We start from the raw sequence: 18,531 nt of genomic DNA, 5'->3' as shown, positions 1-18,531 counted from the left end.
ACCAGCCGGAGCATGTGAACCCATAACTTCACATCAGAGCTCCACTCCGGCCGCGGACTCCACGTCGTGGCATCCATCGCCCTGAGAGGAATGACATGACATCCACCCCGCTCACCGGCCCCCACGATCTCGTGGAGGCCGCCGGCCACCCCCACGGGGGCGGCAACATGAAGCCCCACTACGACGAGCGTCTCGCCAACGAAGACCTCGCCCCTCTGCGCAAGCAGAAGTGGTCGAGCTACAACATCTTCGCGTTCTGGATGAGCGACGTGCACTCGGTCGGCGGCTACGTCACCGCGGGGTCGCTCTTCGCCCTCGGTCTGCAGTCGTGGCAGGTGCTGGTGGCGCTGATCGCCGGCATCGTCATCGTGCAGGTGTTCGCCAACATGGTCGCCAAGCCCAGTCAGAAGACGGGCGTGCCCTACCCCGTCATCAACCGCGTGGTGTTCGGCATCCGGGGCGCGAACATCCCCGCGATCATCCGCGGCCTCATCGCCATCGCCTGGTACGGCGTGCAGACCTTCCTCGCGGCCGAGTCGCTCAACATCATCTTCCTGAAGTTCGTTCCCGGCTCGGCCGCGCTGCTCGACGTGTCGTTCGCGGGGCTCTCGGCGCTCGGCTGGATCTCGTACGCGATCCTCTGGGTCGCGCAGTTCCTGCTGTTCTGGAACGGCATGGAGGTCATCCGCCGCTTCATCGACTGGGCGGGTCCCGCCGTCTACGTCGTCATGATCGTCCTCGCCGTGTACCTCGTCTCGCAGGCCGGCATCCAGAACATCTCGTTCACCCTCTCCACGACGCAGCTCGACTTCTGGGCATCGATCCCGGTGATGTTCGCCGCGATCGCCCTGGTGGTGTCGTACTTCTCCGGTCCCATGCTCAACTTCGGAGACTTCGCGCGCTACGGCAAGAGCTTCACCGCCGTGAAGAAGGGCAACTTCTGGGGTCTGCCCGTCAATTTCGTGTTCTTCTCGCTGCTGACGGTCATCACCGCCTCGGCCACCGTGCCGGTCTTCGGCTCGCTCATCACCGACCCGATCAAGACGGTCGAGCAGATCGACACGCCCTTCGCGATCCTTCTCGGCGGCCTGACCTTCGTCACCGCGACGGTCGGCATCAACATCGTCGCCAACTTCATCTCGCCCGCCTTCGACTTCTCCAACGTCGCCCCGAAGAAGATCTCGTGGCGTGCGGGCGGCATGATCGCCGCGGTCGGCTCGACGTTCCTCATGCCCTGGAACTGGTACTCCAACGCCGACGCCATCCACTACTCGCTCGGCGTGCTGGGCGCGCTGATCGGCCCCCTCTTCGGCATCCTGATCGCCGGCTACTACATCGCCGCCCGCCAGCGGGTGAAGGTCGACGCGATGTTCACGATGGATGCCAAGGGCCCCTACTGGTACCGCAACGGCTTCAACCCCAACGCGGTGAAGGCCGTCATCGCGGCCGGTGTGCCGACGGTCGCGATCGCGATCTTCCCGAAGCTGTTCGCCGACCTGGGCCTGTTCAACATCTCCGCCATCAGCGACTACAGCTGGTTCATCGGCTGCGGCCTCGGCTACGTGCTGTTCCTGCTCTTCGAGCGTCTCGAGCCCCGCATCCCGACGTTCGACGGCGAGACCGAGGGCATCTCCGACGGCACGGTCGACGACGTGGCCGCTCCCGCGGAGGTCGAGGTCCCCGTGCTCGCGCAGACGGCTCAGGATGCCACGGGCCCGGTGCCGGGCTCCGGGGCATCGACGCAGGCGTGGACCGCGTCTCTCGCGCAGACGGCGCCGGACGCCGTCGTGTCGGAGCCCGCTACCGCGTCGCCGCTCCGCCGGCCGGTCGCCGGGAACCCGCGCGAGGCGCTCGCGTGAGGATCCTCCTGATCAACCCCAACACCTCCCGGGCGATGACCGCGAAGATCGCGGACGCCGCCCGGGGGGTGGCGGGTCCCGACGTCGAGATCGACGCCGTGTGCCCCGCGGCCGGCGCCGCCGCGATCGAGAGCCACACCGATGAGATCGCGGCGGCCGCCGCCGTCGTGGAGCTGGTCGCGGCCGACCGCGACGGGCTCGCTCCCGCCGACGCCTATGTGATCGCGTGCTTCGGCGATCCGGGACTCGATGCGGCACGCGAACTCGTCGAGGCGCCGGTGGTCGGGATCGCAGAGGCGGCGATGCACCTGGCCGCGGTGTCGGGGCGGCACTTCGGCGTCGTCACGACCCTCAGCCGGACCCTCGGTCGCGCTCGCGATCTCGTCGCCCGGTACGGGATGGAGCGCGCGTGCGTCTCGCTCGCTGCGACGGGGATCCCGGTGCTCGACCTCGAAGACACGGAGTCGGCCGCGGTGTCGACCATCGAGCGGTGCGGTGCGGAGGCCGCCGCGGGTGGCGCCGACGTCATCGTGCTCGGCTGTGCCGGTATGGCCGACCTCTGCGCGGAGCTGACCGCACGCGTCGGCGTGCCCGTCGTCGACGGCGTCGCGGCGGCGGTGGGGGTGGCATCCGGGATGGTGCGTATGGGGCTCGGCACGAGCAAACGCGACGAGTACGCCGTGCCTCCCCGGCCGCGGGTCACTCCTCCTCCCCAGACGAGGAATGTCGAGGTGTTTGCATGAATGTTGATGACGGTTACATCGGCGAAACGCGCGGCGCTTAGCGTGAAGGGCATGAGCACACGGATCGCCGCCCGGAAGGTCTTCCTCGACGGCGCCTTCAGTCCCGCCACGGTCGTGATCGAGAGCGGGGTGATCGCCGCGGTCGAACCGTTCGACGCCGCCGCCGACACCGTTCTGCCCGGCGACGCCGTGCTGCTGCCCGGACTCGTCGACTCGCACGTGCACCTCGACGAACCCGGTCGCACCGAGTGGGAGGGCTTCGCGACCGGCACCGCCGCGGCCGCCGCGGGCGGCGTCACGACGATCGTCGACATGCCGCTCAACAGCCTTCCCGTCACCACGACGCCCGAGGCACTGGATGCCAAGCGTGCCGCCGCCGCGGGAAAGCTCGCCGTCGACGTCGCGTACTGGGGTGGCGCCGTTCCCGAGAACCTCGGCTCGCTGCGCGCGCTCGCCGACGCCGGCGTCGTGGGTTTCAAGTGCTTCCTCTCGCCGAGCGGGATCGACGAGTTCGGACACCTCGACGCCGAGCAGCTCGAGCGGTGCCTCGCCGAACTGGCGGAGTTCGACGGCCTGCTCATCGTGCACGCCGAGGATCCCGCGCACCTGCACGCGGACGGCGCTCTCGGACCGCGCTACGAAGACTTCGAGGCCAGCCGCCCGCCGCTGAGTGAGCGCGCGGCGATCCGCCGCGTCATCGAGGCCGCCCGCCGCACGGGAGCGCGGGCGCACATCGTGCACGTCGCCGACGGGGGAGCGCTCGACGACGTGCGAGCCGCCAAGGCGGAGGGTGTGCGCCTCACGGTCGAGACCTGCCCCCACTACCTCACGCTCGATGCGTCGGCCGTGCCCGACGGTGCCGGGGCGTTCAAGTGCTGTCCGCCCATCCGCGGCGGGAACAATCGCGATCTGCTCTGGGCCGGTGTGGTCGACGGAACGATCGACGCGATCGTCAGCGATCACTCGCCCTCGACCGTCGAGTTGAAGGGCAATCCCGACTTCGGCCTGGCCTGGGGCGGGATCGCCGGTCTGCAAACGGGACTCTCGGCGGTGCACACGACCGCTCGCGAGCGCGGCCTGGCGTTCGAGTCGCTGATGCCGCTGCTCACGACCGGCCCGGCGCGCATCGCGGGACTCGAGGGGCTCGGCGTCATCGCCCCCGGGGCTCCCGCCCACCTCGTGGCCTTCGCGCCCGAGGAGCAGTTCGTCGTCGACGCGGCCGCCCTGGAGTACCGCAATCCGGTCTCGCCGTGGCACGGTCAGGTGCTCACGGGTGTCGTGCGAGAGACGTGGTTGCGCGGCCAGTCCGTCTACCGCCGCGGCTCCGCGGTGACCGAGCGCGAGGGTCGAGAGCTGCTGCGCTCGGCCGAGGTGGTGGAGGCATGAGCGCCGCGACCCCGGCACCTGTCGGCCCCGCCGTCCCGATCCTTCAGCCCGGCGTCGGTCCTCTCCCCGGCGACCACTACCTCGCGGCCACCCCCGACACCGTGCTGTGGGGGCGACTGCCCTGCGCCACCGACGCTCCCGCGCTGCGCATCGCCTCGGGCGAGACCGTCACGATCGACACCGTGAGCCACGAGGGCATCCTCGACGACCAGGGCAAGGCTCCCGCCGCGTACTTCGCGGGGCACGGTGTACCGCGCGAACACGTGCTGGACGACGCGATCGAGATTGCGGCCTCCGTCTCACGCGACCCCTCCGTCGACGGGCCCCATGTCGTCGTCGGACCCGTGCACGTCGAGGGCGCGAGGCCGGGTGACCTGCTGAGGATCACCGTCGAGACGCTCGTTCCCCGTGTTCCCTACGGGGTCATCTCGAACCGCCACGGCAAGGGCGCGCTCGTGGGAGAACTGCCCCGCGGCGAGCACAACGTCAGCGTCTTCGCCGCGGTGACCGAGCGCGACGGGGTGCTGCACGGCACTCTGCCCGTCGTCGAGGGCGGGGAGCCGATCGTGTCGTTCCCGCTCGCGCCCTTCCTCGGCACGATGGGCGTCGCGGTCGCGGGCGACGAGCGTCCGCACTCCGTGCCGCCCGGCACGCACGGCGGCAACATCGACATCAACCTGCTCGTCGAGGGGACGACGCTCTTCCTCCCCGTCCAGGTCGAGGGCGCGCTCGCCTACGTCGGCGACCCGCATTTCGCGCAGGGCGACGGCGAGGTCGCCCTCACCGCACTCGAGGCCTCGTTGCGCGCGACGCTGCGCTTCGAGGTGATCCCGGCGGATGCCGCTCGGGCGGCGTTCGGCGAGGTGACCGGACCGCTCGTCCGCACGCCCGACTACCTCGTGCCGACCGGCATGGACCCCGACCTGGATGCCGCGATGCGCGCGTGCGTCCGCTCGTCGCTCGCGCTGCTCGGCGGCCGATGGGGCATGGACGAGCACCTCGCGTACGCCTACCTCAGCGCCGCGACCGACTTCGACATCTCGCAGGTCGTCGATATCGTCTCGGGTGTGCACGCGCGGATCCGCGAGGCGGACTTCGCGGGGATTCCCGCGGTGGAGCCCGAGGTGCTGGCATCGGATGCCCCCGCGGGAGGCACCCCGTGAGCCCTGCGCTGGCCGCCGCGTTGGCGCGGGCGGAGTCCCTCGGACGTGCGGCGCCCCCTCGGGCGTTCGAGGCCCCCGGTCCGCATCGACGCCTCGCGGATCTTCGCCGGTCCTCCGCGCACCCCGCGGCCGCCCACCCCCTCGCAGACGGAGCCACACGATGACGGATGCCACGACCCCGACATCCGACGCCGCGGACGCGCCGACCGCGCCGCGCCCCGAGATCCCCGCCGACCTGCGCGTCGCGTTCGACGCCTACGAGCGCGCCATCGTCGCCAACGACCTCGACGCGCTCGACGCGTTCTTCGCTCCCGGGCCCGACACGCTCCGCGGCGACCCCGCGGGCCTGCTCCTCGGGCACGACGCGATCAGCGGCTTCCGGTCGCTGCGCGGCGGGGTCCCCCCGCGCGACATCACCGAAGTGCACTACCGTCCGCTCGCAACGGCCGGGAACGACCAGAGCGCCGACGGCGATGTCGCGCTGCTCATGTCGGTCTCGCGGTTCCACGGCGGGGGCCGGGGCCTGCAGACGCAGGTGTGGCAGCGCGTCGACGGGCGCTGGCTCATCACCGCCGCACACGTCGCTCCGCGCACACCGCCGCTCGACCGGTCGATCTGGCGCAGCGTCGGCGACCCGTTCCTGCAGGGCGCCTGGGAGGGGCCGCTCGCCGGACTCACCGTCGCGGTCAAAGACCTCTTCGCGATCGCGGGCTTCCGCATCGGCGCGGGCAACCCCTCGTTCCTCGACGGCGCTCGCCCCGAGAAGGTGACGGCCCCGGCGGTCGCCGACCTCCTGCGCGCGGGAGCATCGCTGCGCGGGATCGCCCGCACCGACGAGTTCGCGTACTCGATCGCGGGCGACAACGCCCACTACGGCACCCCGCCCAACGGCGCGGTCGTCGGCGCGCTGCCGGGCGGCTCGTCGAGCGGGCCGGCTTCGGCCGTCGCGGCGGGCCACGCCGACATCGGCCTGGCCACCGACACCGCCGGCTCCATCCGCGTTCCGGCCTCGTATCAGGGGCTGTGGGGGCTGCGCACGACCCACGACCTCGTGCCCCGCCAGGGGATGCTGCCGCTCGCGCAGTCGTTCGACACGATCGGCTGGCTGACCCGCGACGGCGACACCCTGCAGCGCGTCGCCGACTGGTGCCTCAGCTACGACGGGTCGGACTCGACCGAGAACGTCTACGGCGCCTCCGCAGACGACCTCCCGTGGCGTTTCCTCGTGCCCGACGAGATCCTGGCCTGCGCGGAACCGGCGACCCGCGACGCCTTTTCGAGACTGCTGGCCGCTCTCTCGGCGTCCGACGATCCGCCACCGTTCCGCGCCGTGCACACGGGAGACCTGGACGCCGCGTTCGCGGCGTTCCGCACGGTCCAGGGCGCCGAAGCGTGGCGCAACGACGGCGAGTGGCTCGACGCGCACCCCGGGGCGGTGGGTCCGGCCGTCGCCGAGCGCTTCCGCGTCGCCTCGACGATCACGGCCGCCGACGAGGCCGCCGCACGGGCAGAACTCGACCCGATCGCTGCGCACCTGGCCGAGCTGGTCGATGGGGCCGTGCTGATCTTCCCGACGGTTCCCGGTCCGGCGCCGCAACGCACGGCCGACATCGACGCCGTGCGCGCCGCCACCCTGCGCATGACCGCGCCCGCCGCGATCGCGGGCCTTCCCTCGATCTCGGTGCCGTTGCTGACGCTGCCCACCCCGGCCGGCCCCGCGCCGGTCGGCGTCTGCCTCGTCTCTCGCGCGGGCACCGACATCGCGCTCGTCCGTCTCGCCCGTCGTCTCGCCAACCTCTCGGCATCCGTCCGCTCCCGCACCATGGAGACCCCGTGAACACTCACCTGCCCGGCCCCATCGACCCGCCCGCACGTCTGCTGATGGGCCCCGGCCCGATCTCGGCGTACCCGAGCGTGCTCCGCGCGATGGGGGCCCCGCTCGTCGGCCAGTACGACCCGTTCATGACGGCCACGATGACCGAGACGCAGCAGCTGTACCGCGAGGTCTGGGCGACCGACAACGACGCCACGCTGCTCGTGGACGGCACGAGTCGTGCGGGGATCGAGGCGGCGATCCTCTCCCTCGTGCGCCCCGGCGACCGCGTACTCGTCCCCGTCTTCGGCCGCTTCGGACACCTCCTGGCCGAGATCGCGGAGCGCGCTCTCGCCGAGGTGCACACGATCGAGGTCCCGTGGGGCGAGGTGTTCCCGGTCTCGGCGATCCGTGAGGCGGTCGAGCGTGTGAAGCCGCACCTCGTGGCGTGCGTGCAGGGCGACACCTCGACCACGATGCTGCAGCCGCTCGACGAGATCGGCGAGATCTGCCACGCGCACGGCGCGCTCTTCTACACCGACGCCACCGCCTCCCTCGGCGGAAACGCGTTCGAGATGGATGCCTGGGGCCTCGACGCCGCGACCGCCGGCTTGCAGAAGTGCCTCGGCGGACCCTCGGGCTCGGCGCCGATCAGTCTCTCCGACCGCGCCGTCGAGGTGGTGCGCTCGCGTGCGCGCGTCGAGGCGGGGATCCGCGAAGAGGGCGATGCCGTGGCATCCGACTTCATCCGCTCGAACTACTTCGACCTCGCGATGATCCTCGACTACTGGGGACCGCGACGCCTCAACCACCACACCGAGGCGACCACCATGCTCTACGGCGCGCGGGAGTGCGCGCGCGTGCTGCTGCTGGAGGGGCGGGATGCCGTCATCGAACGCCACCGCCTTCACGGTGACGCGATGCTCGCAGGCGTGCAGGGGCTCGGGCTGACGGTCTTCGGCGACGTCGCTCACAAGATGACGAACGTCGTCGCGGTCGAGATCCCGGATGCCGTGATCGGCGATGCCGTACGCGCGGAGCTGCTGAGCGACTTCGGCATCGAGATCGGCACCTCGTTCGGACCTCTCCACGGCCGCGTCTGGCGGATCGGCACCATGGGCTACAACGCCCGGACCGACGCCGTGCTGACGACCCTCGCCGCCCTCGAGGCCGTGCTGCGCCGCCACGGCGCGGCGGTGCCGGCCGGCGGAGGAGTCGAGGCGGCGCAGGACGTCTACGCGGCGGCGCGATCGTGACGCCCGCGGGCCGCGCCTCGTCCGCCCTCGCCCTCGCCCTTGCCCCCGCCTCGGCCTGCTCCGGTGACGTCGGGCGTCTGCACACCGGGGCGCTGGGTGGGCGTGCGTTCGTGGCGGGTCACGCCCCGAGCGCGGTCGCGGGAAGCTCCCGCGCCTCGGCCCGAGAGGGGCGCGCGTGAGCGCCGCCACCCGGCTGCAGGTCGCTCCGGAGCGCATCGCCGCGGCGGCGCGCCGCGTCATGGGCCGGTGCGAGGAACTCGCCCGTGTCACCGCGACCCCGGGCAGCATCACCCGCGTCTACCTCTCGCCCGAGCACGCCCGCGTCAACCGCCTCGCCGCCGAGTGGATGCGCGAGCTCGGCATGACCACGAGGCAAGATGCCGCGGGCAACCAGGTCGGACGCCTCGCACCCGCGGGCGCTCCCGATGCCCCGGCCCTCCTGATGGGTTCGCACCTCGACACGGTCCCGGACGCCGGGCGCTTCGACGGCATCATCGGCGTGCTGATGGCGCTCGAGGTCGTGCGGATGGTCCGGCGCGTCGACGACGAGGGGGTGGCATCCAGTCCCTTCCCCTTCGCGCTCGAAGTCATCGCCTTCAGTGACGAGGAAGGGACGCGCTTCGGCAAGGCGCTCCTCGGATCGTCGGCTGTCGCGGGGCAGTGGGACCCGGCGTGGTGGGAGTTGACGGATGCCGACGGTTCGACGCTGCGTGAAGCGTTCCGCGAGTTCGGCCTCGACCCCGGCCGCGTCGGCGAGGCCGCGCGTCGCCCCGACCAGCTCGTCGCCTACCTCGAGGCGCACATCGAGCAGGGACCCGAACTCGATCGCCGCGGTCAGGCGCTCGCCGCGGTGTCGTCGATCGCGTCGGCGCGGCGATTCCAGCTCGTCGTCGAAGGCGAGGCGCGCCACGCCGGCGGAACGCCCTACGACATGCGACGCGACGCGCTGCTCGGCGCGAGCGAGGCGGCCCTCGCCGTCGAGCGCATCTGCCGCGGCGAGCACCACATCATCGGTACCGTCGGTCAGCTCGAGGCGTTCCCCGGCGCGGTGAACGTCGTTCCCGGCGAAGCGCACTTCTCGCTCGACCTCCGCGGAGAATTCGACGCGACTCGCGACCACACCTGGGACGAGATCGCGCGCGAGCTCGACGCGATCATGGGCCGGCGCGGACTGCGCTGGCAGGCCCGCGAGGTGCACAGCGCGCCGGCGGTGTTCTGCGCACCCCTGCTCCAGGACGTCGTGCGCGCGGGCATCGGCGGTGAGGCCCCGACGCTGTTCAGCCGCGCCGGTCACGACGCGATGTCGGTCGGTGCGATCACCCCGGTCGGCATGCTCTTCCTCCGCAACCCCGACGGCATCAGCCACCACCCCGACGAGGCGGTGGCCGAAGCCGACGTCGCCGTCGGGATCCGCGCGCTCGCCGAGGCCGTGCTGCACCTGGGGGCGGAACCGCTCACGTAGCGTCGCAGGCATGACCGACGACGACGGCAACCCCGCCGTTCTCGTCGAGCACCGGGACCACTGGGCGATCACCACCGCGACCCTGCTGGCCGACGCCCGCGACGCGATCGCGGGGCTCGCGGGCGCCGAGACCGCCGAGCGCGACCGTTGAGCCGACGTCGAACGCGCCCTGAGCGCACCGCAGGGTCGGCAAGGCCGATTACGACGCTTACACGCGCGCGAAGACGGTGTTCTTCGACGACGTGCAGGCCGCGTTCGAGGCGTGGGCGGCGGAGCGCGAGCGGTCCACGCGAGAGTGACTGGCCTCTCGGGCCCCCGGGCGGTGTGGGCGAGAATCGTGGAATGACCGAGGCCCCTGGCATCCTGCACCTGCTCGCCTTCGCGGCCGAGCCCGGCGGCGGCAATCCCGCGGGCGTGGTGCTGGATGCCACGGCTCTCGACGACACGGACATGCAGCGCATCGCCGCCGACCTCGGCCACCCCGAGACGGCGTTCGTGGGGGAGCGAGACGGGCGTCGGGTCGCCGTGCGGTACTTCTCGCCCGACGATGAGGTTCCCTTCTGCGGTCACGCCACCATCGCGACCGCCGTGGCGCTCGCCGAAGCGGAGGGCGTCGGGACGTACACCTTCGACACGCCCGCAGGGCTGGTGGAGGTCGTCACGACGGCCGAGGGCGAGCGCATCGTCGCCGGTTTCACGAGCGTGGCGCCGTACGTCATCGACCTCGAGCACGACGTCGCCGATCGCCTGCTGGGTCTTCTCGGCCTGAGCCGTGACGACCTCGACGACAGGATGCCGCTGGCCCAGTCGTTCGCCGGCAACCTGCATCCGGTGGTCGCCGTCTCCTCGCGGGAGACGTTCGACGCGTTCACCTTCGACGGTCCGCGCGTTCGCGCGCTCCTGGACGAGCGGGGGTGGAAGGGGACCGTGACCGTGGTGCACGTCGACGCTCCGGTGGGCGACGGTGTCGTCATCGAAGCGCGCAACCTCTTCCCGGTCGCCGACATCCTCGAAGACCCCGCGACCGGATCCGCCGCGGCCGCGCTCGGTGCGTACCTGCGCGATCGCGTCGGGGTCCCCGCGCCGTTCGGCTTCACCGTGCGGCAGGGCCGGCACATCGGGCGGCCGAGCGTGCTGGAGGTCGAGGTACCGGCATCCGGTGGTATCGAGGTGCGCGGGACGGCGACGCCGCTCTGACAGCCCCGAGCCACCGGGGCGTGCCCCTCACTCTGCGAGGGCGCCGTCGAACACCCCTCCGCCGACGAGCTCGGCGCTGAAGGGCACCGAGTACGCCATGAGCGCTCCGGCCTGCGCGTCGCGGAAGATGCGCTGGATCGGCGACGACCGCAGGTACGCGCCTCCTCCGCCGAGCGACAGAGCGAGGGCCGCAGCCTTCTTGGCGACCTCGTTCGCGAGCATCTTGCTCTCCATCGCCGCGGGCATGGTCTCGGGGGAGCGGGTGTCGGCGAGCCACGCGGTCCGTTCGGCCAGGAGCTCCGCGGCGGTGACCTCCGCCCACACCAGGCCGGTCTGCTGTCGCGCCCACCCCGCGTCGGCCACGCGCGCGCCCCCGCGCGAACGGGTCGCTACGGCGGCCGCGGCATCCAGCGCGGCCTCGGCGATCCCGATGGACAGGAAGGCGAACCCGACGCTGATGAGGTTGGCGTAGTCCGCCGGCGGCGGGCCGCACCGCCGCGGGGCGGGCAGGGCCGTGCCGTCGAAGAGGATCGTGCGGCTGCGCGTCGCACGCATGCCCATCGTCTCCTCGATGGGCGGGAACGAGACGGTGTCGTCGACGGTGACGCCGAAGAAGCCCGGCTCGCCGTCCACACGGGCATTGAGGAAGAGATGATCGGCGGCCTCGGAGCCCGAGACGAACAGCTTGCGGCCGGTCAGCGTCCATCCGGCCTCCGACGGATCGGCGTCCTGCTGCGAGGCGAGGAAGTGGTTGCCGCCGGCGGGTTCCGAGAGGGCGTTCGAGAACCGTCGACCGGCGCGCAACTCCGCGGCGAAGAACGCCGCCTGCTCGGGCGGCGATGTCGTCACGAGGGCGTGGGCGGCACCGATGTGCATGAGCCAGACGGTCGCGACGGCCGGGTGCGACCGGGACAGGGTGCGCACCACGTGGCCGAGGGTCGCATACGACAGCCCCTCGCCACCGGCCGAACGCGGCAGGAATGCCGCGTCGAGTCCGCTCGCCGACAGAGCGCCGAGGTGGTCGAGGGGGAGCCTGGCCGTCAGGTCGTCGTCGGCCACGGTCGCGGCGAAACCCGCGGCGAGGTCGGAGACGAGGCGCGTCCAGCGCTCTTCGTCGGCGGGGACGGTGACGGGGGAAGGACGACGGATCATGCGGGAACCTTTCGGGGAGGGAGGTCAGGCGGTACGCCGTCGAGCGGAGTGGCGACGGAGCTCCGCACGGGAGGTGAGGACCAGCACGACCAGGGTCACCAGGTAGGGAAGCGTGGCGTAGACCTCGCTGGGCAGCTGCGTGGCGATCGACTGTGCCAGGAGCGAGAACGACTGCAGGAAGCCGAAGAGCAGCGCGCCGAGCGCGATGCCGACCGGTGTCATCCGGCCCATGATGACGATCGCGAGCACGATGTACCCCCGTCCGGCGGTCATGCCCGGCGTGAACGCGCCGATCGAGCCGAGGGCGATCGCCGCTCCTGCCACCCCCGCCAGCGTGCCGCCCAGCAGGAGGGCGCGCTCGCCGACCGCGCGCGGGCGGACGCCGCGGAGGGCGGCGGACACGGGGTCGGAGCCGACCGCGCGTACCTGGATGCCGAAGCGGGTGAATCGCGCCAGTGCCCACGCGAGGACGAGAAGGACCCCTGCGGCGTAGACGACCGGGCTCTGGGTGAACAGCACGGGGCCGATCACGGGGATCTCGCTCAGCGGCCCGAGGTCGACGCGCCCCAGTGTGTCGACGCTGACGTTGGTCGTGCCGGCGGGGATCCATAGCTGGAAGAGGTAGGTCGACAGGCCGAGCCCCAGCATCGTCACCGCCACGCCCACGACGATCTCGTTCGCGCGCAGCGCGTAGACGAGAGCATTCATGCCCGCGGCGAGGACCACGCCGACGACGGCCCCGGCCAGCAGCCCCACCCAGGGGCCGGCCGCGGCGGCGACGAAGACGCCGGCGAGGGCGCCGAGGATCATCATGCCTTCGATGCCGAGGTTCAGCCGGCCCGCCCGTTCCACGAAGCCCTCGCCGATCCCGGCGATCACGAGCGGCGCCGCGAGGGCGAGAGCGCCGACGAGGATGGACACCCACAGGTCGATCGTCATCGTCGTCCGTCCCGGGGCGAGAGAGGCGCCGCGGACGCGGAGTGCTCCGCGAGAGCTTCGGGCGCGGAGTCCGTCGCGAGGAACGGCTCACCCGATGCAGCGGTCGCGGCCGCCGTCTCGGCGGCACTCAGCGCGCCGTCGTCCGGCGCGGGCGCGGGCGCAGGGTGGGCGGGTGCGACCAGCCCGGGACGCGTCGCCGCCACCACCGCGACGCCCAGGAGCAGCACGCCCTTGATGACATCGGCGATCGACGACGGCACCGAGCCTGTCGCCGACTGCATCCCGACCGCACCGACCGCGAGGGCGGAGAAGAACACCGCCGCGGCGGCGATGCCGACGGGGAGAAGGCCACCGAGCAAGGCGACCGCGAGACCCGAGAAGCCCACGCCGCCCGAGACGGAGCCCAGCAGGCGGTCGTTGACGCCGGCGACCTGCATCCATCCGACCACCCCGGCACCCGCGCCCGATACGAGCATCGTCGAGAGGAGGGTGCGCGTCCGGGTCGCGCCGAGACGACGGGCCAGCGCCGGCCGCTCCGCGAAGATGCGCACGCGCATGGCGTGCGCGCTGCGTCGCCACAGCTCGAACACCACCACGGCCACGAGCACCAGCAGCACCCCCACGTGCGCGCGCGTGCCGGGGAGGAGGTCGGGAAGAGCCGCCTCCGCCGGCAGCGTGTCGCTCTGCGGGGTGGCGGTGTTCTCGGGGCTGGCGAGCCAGGTGCGCAGAGACCAGCCCAGCACACCCGCGGCGACGTAGTTCAGCAGCAGCGTGGAGAGGATGACGTCGACGTTCCACCTCGCGGCGAGCCAGGCCGGCAGCAGCGCGAACAGGGCACCGCCTGCTGCCCCGGCCCCCGCTCCCGCGAGCCAGTAGAGCGGCGCGGGTGCGGCGTCGCCGAGCGCCCCACGGATCGCGAAGGTCGCCGCGGTCGCGGCGATCGCGCCGATCACGACCTGCCCCTCCGCGCCGACCGAGAACACCCCCGCCCGTAGCGCCGGTACCAGGGTCAGGGCGACGATCGCGACCGGGACCGCCCCGACCAGCAGCTCGCCGACGCGGTACGGGGAGCTGGACACCCCCTCGACGAGGCCGCGCAGCCCGACGAGCGGGTCGGCACCGGCGAACACGATGAGGGCCATGGCGACGGCCGCGACGACGAGGACGACGGCTGTCGAGAGGGTCAGGGAGCGCAGCCGGGCGCGGTTCACGACGTCGCCTCGTGCTCGTGCCCGCACGCGTCGACCGGGCCCGGCAGCAGGACGTCGACGAAGCGTTGGGTGGCCGCGTCGATGAGGCCGAGCTCGGTGAGGCCGAGGTCGGGGACGACGTACAGACCGACGAACGACAGGATGATGTACGGCGAAGGGATGCGGCATCCCAGTGCATGGGTGGCCGCGTGCCCCGCCGCGAGCGCGGCCGCCGTCTCCTCGAAGGGGGCGTCGCTCATCATCCCGCCGACGGGAAGCGGGACCCGAGCGAGCACCTCGCCGTCGGCGACGGTGACGAAGCCCCCGCCCATCCGCCCCAGCTCTTCGACGGCCAGGCGCATGGACGCGTCGTCGGCGCCGACCACCGAGATGTTCATGTTCGGACAGTTCATCGTGATCGCGATGGCTCCCCGCTGCAGCCCGAACCCGCGGACGAACCCGATTCCGGCGAGCGCCTCCCCGCGGTGACGGTCGACGACGGCGATCTTCAACACGTCCTGTGCGGGGTCGGAGGTCACCTCCCCGTCGGTGGCGGCGAGTTCCGCGACGAAGGCCCGTTTGAAATAGCCGTCGTACATCTCCATCGCCCGCACCTGCACAGGCTCCGGTCCGGCGGGGGCGGGGACGGAGAACAGATCGGTCGGAAGCTCGTCGGGCAGGTGCACCGTGTCGCGCGCCCACTCGGGGATGACGTCGGTGTTGGCGAAGGTCGCTTCGCCCTCTCGCGCGACCACCTCTCCGGCGACCACGACCACGGCGGGACGCACCTCGGCGAGGTCGGGGATGACGAGGACGTCGGCGAGCCGGGAGGGCGCCAGCACCCCGAGCACCTGGTCGAGCCGGTAGTACAGCGCCGGCTGCGTCGTCGCCATCCGGTAGGCCAGCTGCGGATCGACGCCCGCACGGATGACCGCGCGCACGTGGTGGTCGATGTGACCCTCGGTCGAGAGATCGAGCGCGTGCTTGTCGTCGGCGCAGAAGCTCAGGGATCGCAGCGCCGGGGCGATGGCATCCAGGTCGGCGAAGAGGGGGCCGGTGTTGTCGGTCAGCGACGAGCCCATGACCGTGATCCGTGCTCCGAGCCGCACGCGCTCGAGCACCTCGTCGACCGTGCGAGCGTTGTGGTCGTCGCCGATACCCGCCGCAAGGTAGCCCCAGAGAGACGGCCCCGTCTGCGAGGCGGTGTGGCCGGTGAGCCGACGCCCCGCCGCCAGCGCCGCGCGGAACCGTCCGGTCGACAGCTCGCCGAGGTCGAAGGGGTTGCTCTCGCCGAGCGTCACGGTGTCGTCGTCGCGGAGGCGGGCGCGCACGACGTCCTCGGCGATCACCTGTCCGCCGCGCTCGAGATCGGCGGAGGTGGGAGTGGTGGGCGAGACCTGTTCGAAGATGTGCAGCGGAGTGCGCGTGCGGCGCAGCAGGTCCATCCCGTCGGTGCCCCAGACGTTCGCCGCCCCGTTGGGGTCGGTCAGCACCGTCGTGGTTCCGCGCGGCACCGAGAGGCGCGCCAGTTCGCCCGGGGTGAGGTTGGTGTACTCGATGTGCAGGTGGGTGTCGATGAAACCGGGGACGACGTGATGGCCGCGAGCGTCGACCTCTTCCACGGCCTCGCCGGAGCCCACGTGACCCCACGGGGTCAGTGCCGCGATGTGTCGCCCCGCGATGAGCACGTCGCGTTCGAGCCACTCCTCGGTGCCGGGCGACTGGACGAGTCCGCCGCGCACGATGAGGTCGGGGGTATCCAGGCCCGCGGCGACTGCGCGCAGGTGCACGAGTTCGTCGGTGGTGGGGAGCAGATCGGCGTAGGCGGTCATGCGGTGTCCTCGGTGGGATGCGGATCGGGCAGGCCGGCCATCGCCGCGCCGATGCGCGCGGTGCTGGCCTCGGGGGCGGGGAGGTCGGCGACGATGCGCCCGGAGTACAGGACGACGACGCGATCGGCGACGTCGCGGATCTCTTCGAGGTCGTGCGAGGCGAGGAGCACGGCGGAGCCGGCCTCGGCCGCGGCGACGAGACTCTCGCGGACGGCTTGCGCGGCCCGCAGGTCGAGTCCCTGCGAGGGTCCGTAGGCGAGCACGAGGCGAGGAGCCCCCGAGGCGGTTCCCGGCCACGACCGCCCGAGTTCGCGGGCGAGGAGGAGCTTCTGCTGGTTGCCGCCGCTCAGTCCTCCCGCTGCGAGAGCGGGCACGGCGGGGCGCACATCGAACGTGCGCAGGCGTTCCACGGCATCGCCGGGAACGGCCGCGCGGGCGGCGCCCCGGGCGACGTCGTAGACGTCGAGGGTCTGACCCAGCGACAGTGTCGGAACCAGCGCGTCCGAGCGCTCCTCGGGGATCCAGGCGACCCCGGCGGCGAGCACCTCTGCAGCGTCGGGCGCGTCGACGTCCGCGATACGGACGATCCCGGATGCCGGAGCCCGCAGCCCCGCGAGCACCTCGAGCAGCGCATCCTGGCCGCTGCCGGCGACACCGGCCACCCCGACGATCTCGCGCGCACGGACGGTCAGGGTGACGTCGTCGAGTCGGGTGCCCGCGTCGGTCGCCGCGGAGACACCGCGCAGGTCGACGACGACGTCACCGGGCGTGCGCGCGGAGCGGAGGGCGGGGGCCGGCAGCTCGCCGACCATGAGCGCCGCGATCGCGGCAGGTTCGAGACCGCGAGCGGGGCCCGTGTGCACCCGACGTCCGTGCGAGAGCACCGTGACGTCGTCAGCGACCGCCCGTACTTCGTCGAGGCGGTGCGTGATGAGGACGATGGCGGTCCCGAGGTCGCACAGCGATCGCAGGTGATCGAACAGGCCGCCGACCTCGAGGGGACCGAGGCTCGCGGTCGGCTCGTCGAGGATGAGGGTCGTCGCGCCCTCCGCGAGGGCGACGACGATCTCGCCGAGCTGGCGGTGCGCCGGGCTGAGGCGCGCCGTGGGGACGTCGAGGTCGACGCTCACCCCCGCCCGATCGAGGGTCGCGACGAGGTCGGCGCGGGCCGCGCGGCGGCGGAGGAGGCGACGTCGACCCGTGAGGAGGAGGTTCTCGACGAGCGTCAGCTCACCGACCAGGCTGAGTTGCTGCGGGACCAGATCGATGCCGTGCGCCCGACCGTCGGCCCGGTCGCGCGGCGCGTAGGGCCCTCCGCCGAGCGTCAGGGTCCCGGCATCCTGTCTGTCGACGCCCGCGAGGATCTTCGCCAATGTGGACTTGCCCGCACCGTTCTCCCCCACCAGGGCGTGCACGGTACCGGGCCGCACCTCGATGTCGACGTCGTCGAGGGCGCGGACTGCGCCGAAGTGGCGCGAGACCGACCGGGCTACGAGCGTCCGGTCGGTCTCGCGGCGGGGAGTCGTCACGGAACGGTCACGCTTCCGTCCGAGATGCCGTCGACCAGCTCGCCCACCTTCGTGGCCACGTCGGCGGGCACCGCACCGCCGACGGTGTTGATGTCCTGGTAGACGATCCCGCCGTTGGCGAGGGTCGAGGTGACGCTCTTGCCGCCGAACTTCTTCGCCTTCACCTCGTCGACCCAGCCCTTCACGATCGGGTACATGTCGATGTCGACGGTGGAGACATTGGTCTTCAGCGCCTCGGATCCGGCGGCCGGGGATACCCCGACCGACAGCTTCCCGGCTCCGGAGGCGGCGGCGCCGACGCCGGCGGCGATCCCGTCACCGGTGGTGTACACCAGCTGGGCGCCCTGGCTGATCAATCCGGTGGTCGCGGATGCCGCTGCCTCGGCGTCGTCGAAGCTTCCGGCGTACACCACGGGCAGCAGAGACGCCGAGGGGTTCGCCGCGGTCACGCCCTGCTGGAAGAACTGGTCGGTCGCCTTGACGAAGTCGAGTTCCATGCTCTCGACCCGGCCGATCGGGGTGGCCCCGGTGAGACCGGCGATGTAGCCGGAGAGGTATCCGACCTGCGCGGAGTCGTACGTCCAGGTCTCGACGTTGTCGGTGTACTTGTCGAGGATGTCGGGGCCGCCCGAGGCGGTGAAGTGCACGTCGGGGAAGTTCTTGGCGACCGAGAAGATGGCATCGCCCAGCTCGATGCCGTGTCCGATGACAAGGTCCACGCCTTGGCTGGCGAAGTCGGCGACCACCGGTTCGCTGGTCGCCGGGTCGGCCATCCCCTCGCGCAGCTCGTAGGTGATCTCGCCCTCGTCCTGCAGTTTCTGCAGGGCGTCGGCCAGGGCCTGGTTGAAGGCGCCGTCGTTGGCGTTGCCCGGTGTGAGCGCGCCGACGCGGATGACGCCGTCTCCCGCTGAGGCGGGGGCGGAGGAGGATGCCGAGCCCCCGCCGGAGCATCCGGCGAGAGCGAGGGCGCCGGCGGCGAGCACGGCGAGGAGAGCAGGACGGATACGCAT

At 72.1% G+C, this 18,531-nt stretch carries 15 protein-coding genes; 9 read left to right on the top strand and 6 right to left on the bottom strand.

What is annotated here, in order from left to right; genetic code table 11:
* The first annotated feature begins 95 nt into the window (after window positions 1-95).
* The 9 genes from PIR02_04665 to PIR02_04625 all read left to right on the top strand — a co-directional run bounded on the left by PIR02_04665 (window position 96) and on the right by PIR02_04625 (window position 10,879).
* Window positions 96-1,859 (top strand): NCS1 family nucleobase:cation symporter-1, encoded by a 1,764-nt coding sequence (locus PIR02_04665; protein WZH37959.1) that lies wholly within the window; start codon window positions 96-98, stop codon window positions 1,857-1,859.
* Complete coding sequence (locus PIR02_04660) at window positions 1,856-2,602, top strand: aspartate/glutamate racemase family protein (protein ID WZH37958.1); 747 nt, start codon at window positions 1,856-1,858, stop codon at window positions 2,600-2,602. Before PIR02_04665 ends, PIR02_04660 begins: the two co-directional genes overlap by 4 nt.
* A 51-nt stretch (window positions 2,603-2,653) precedes the next feature.
* Window positions 2,654-3,988, top strand: coding sequence for an allantoinase AllB (gene allB / locus PIR02_04655; GenBank protein WZH37957.1), 1,335 nt, complete (start codon window positions 2,654-2,656; stop codon window positions 3,986-3,988).
* Window positions 3,985-5,151: an acetamidase/formamidase family protein gene (locus tag PIR02_04650; GenBank protein ID WZH37956.1), complete on the top strand. Its 1,167-nt coding sequence runs from the start codon at window positions 3,985-3,987 to the stop codon at window positions 5,149-5,151. Before allB ends, PIR02_04650 begins: the two co-directional genes overlap by 4 nt.
* Before the next feature lie 160 nt (window positions 5,152-5,311).
* Window positions 5,312-6,988, top strand: coding sequence for a DUF3225 domain-containing protein (locus PIR02_04645; protein ID WZH37955.1), 1,677 nt, complete (start codon window positions 5,312-5,314; stop codon window positions 6,986-6,988).
* The gene (locus PIR02_04640) at window positions 6,985-8,220 is read left to right on the top strand and encodes an alanine--glyoxylate aminotransferase family protein (GenBank protein ID WZH37954.1); all 1,236 of its coding nucleotides are present in this window, start codon (window positions 6,985-6,987) and stop codon (window positions 8,218-8,220) included. The genes PIR02_04645 and PIR02_04640 overlap by 4 nt, the downstream gene beginning before the upstream one ends.
* A 175-nt stretch (window positions 8,221-8,395) precedes the next feature.
* Window positions 8,396-9,682: an allantoate amidohydrolase gene (locus PIR02_04635; protein ID WZH37953.1), complete on the top strand. Its 1,287-nt coding sequence runs from the start codon at window positions 8,396-8,398 to the stop codon at window positions 9,680-9,682.
* Window positions 9,683-9,692: 10 nt separating this feature from the next.
* On the top strand, window positions 9,693-9,833 hold the full coding sequence (locus PIR02_04630) for a hypothetical protein (protein WZH37952.1): 141 nt from the start codon (window positions 9,693-9,695) through the stop codon (window positions 9,831-9,833).
* A 191-nt stretch (window positions 9,834-10,024) separates the two neighbouring features.
* A complete protein-coding gene (locus tag PIR02_04625) occupies window positions 10,025-10,879 on the top strand; it encodes a PhzF family phenazine biosynthesis isomerase (GenBank protein ID WZH37951.1) in 855 nt (284 codons plus the stop codon).
* A gap of 27 nt (window positions 10,880-10,906) precedes the next feature.
* Here the strand turns inward: PIR02_04625 and PIR02_04620 are convergent, their stop codons facing one another.
* The 6 genes from PIR02_04620 to PIR02_04595 are packed head-to-tail and all read right to left on the bottom strand — an operon-like array spanning window position 10,907 to window position 18,531.
* Complete coding sequence (locus PIR02_04620) at window positions 10,907-12,031, bottom strand: acyl-CoA/acyl-ACP dehydrogenase (protein ID WZH37950.1); 1,125 nt, start codon at window positions 12,029-12,031, stop codon at window positions 10,907-10,909.
* A 24-nt stretch (window positions 12,032-12,055) separates the two neighbouring features.
* Window positions 12,056-12,970 carry an ABC transporter permease gene (locus PIR02_04615; GenBank protein ID WZH37949.1) on the bottom strand — a complete coding sequence of 305 codons (915 nt, stop codon included), beginning with the start codon at window positions 12,968-12,970 and terminating at the stop codon, window positions 12,056-12,058.
* On the bottom strand, window positions 12,967-14,181 hold the full coding sequence (locus tag PIR02_04610) for a hypothetical protein (GenBank protein ID WZH37948.1): 1,215 nt from the start codon (window positions 14,179-14,181) through the stop codon (window positions 12,967-12,969). Before PIR02_04610 ends, PIR02_04615 begins: the two co-directional genes overlap by 4 nt.
* Complete coding sequence (locus PIR02_04605; protein WZH37947.1) at window positions 14,178-15,992, bottom strand: adenine deaminase C-terminal domain-containing protein; 1,815 nt, start codon at window positions 15,990-15,992, stop codon at window positions 14,178-14,180. Before PIR02_04605 ends, PIR02_04610 begins: the two co-directional genes overlap by 4 nt.
* Complete coding sequence (locus PIR02_04600) at window positions 15,989-17,521, bottom strand: ATP-binding cassette domain-containing protein (protein ID WZH37946.1); 1,533 nt, start codon at window positions 17,519-17,521, stop codon at window positions 15,989-15,991. Before PIR02_04600 ends, PIR02_04605 begins: the two co-directional genes overlap by 4 nt.
* Window positions 17,518-18,531 carry a BMP family ABC transporter substrate-binding protein gene (locus PIR02_04595; GenBank protein ID WZH37945.1) on the bottom strand — a complete coding sequence of 338 codons (1,014 nt, stop codon included), beginning with the start codon at window positions 18,529-18,531 and terminating at the stop codon, window positions 17,518-17,520. The genes PIR02_04600 and PIR02_04595 overlap by 4 nt, the downstream gene beginning before the upstream one ends.

This window comes from Microbacterium enclense, from assembly GCA_038182865.1.
GTDB lineage: Bacteria > Actinomycetota > Actinomycetes > Actinomycetales > Microbacteriaceae > Microbacterium > Microbacterium enclense_B.
Note: the sequence above shows the minus strand (reverse complement) of the source record. Positions and strands in the feature narration are given on the sequence as shown.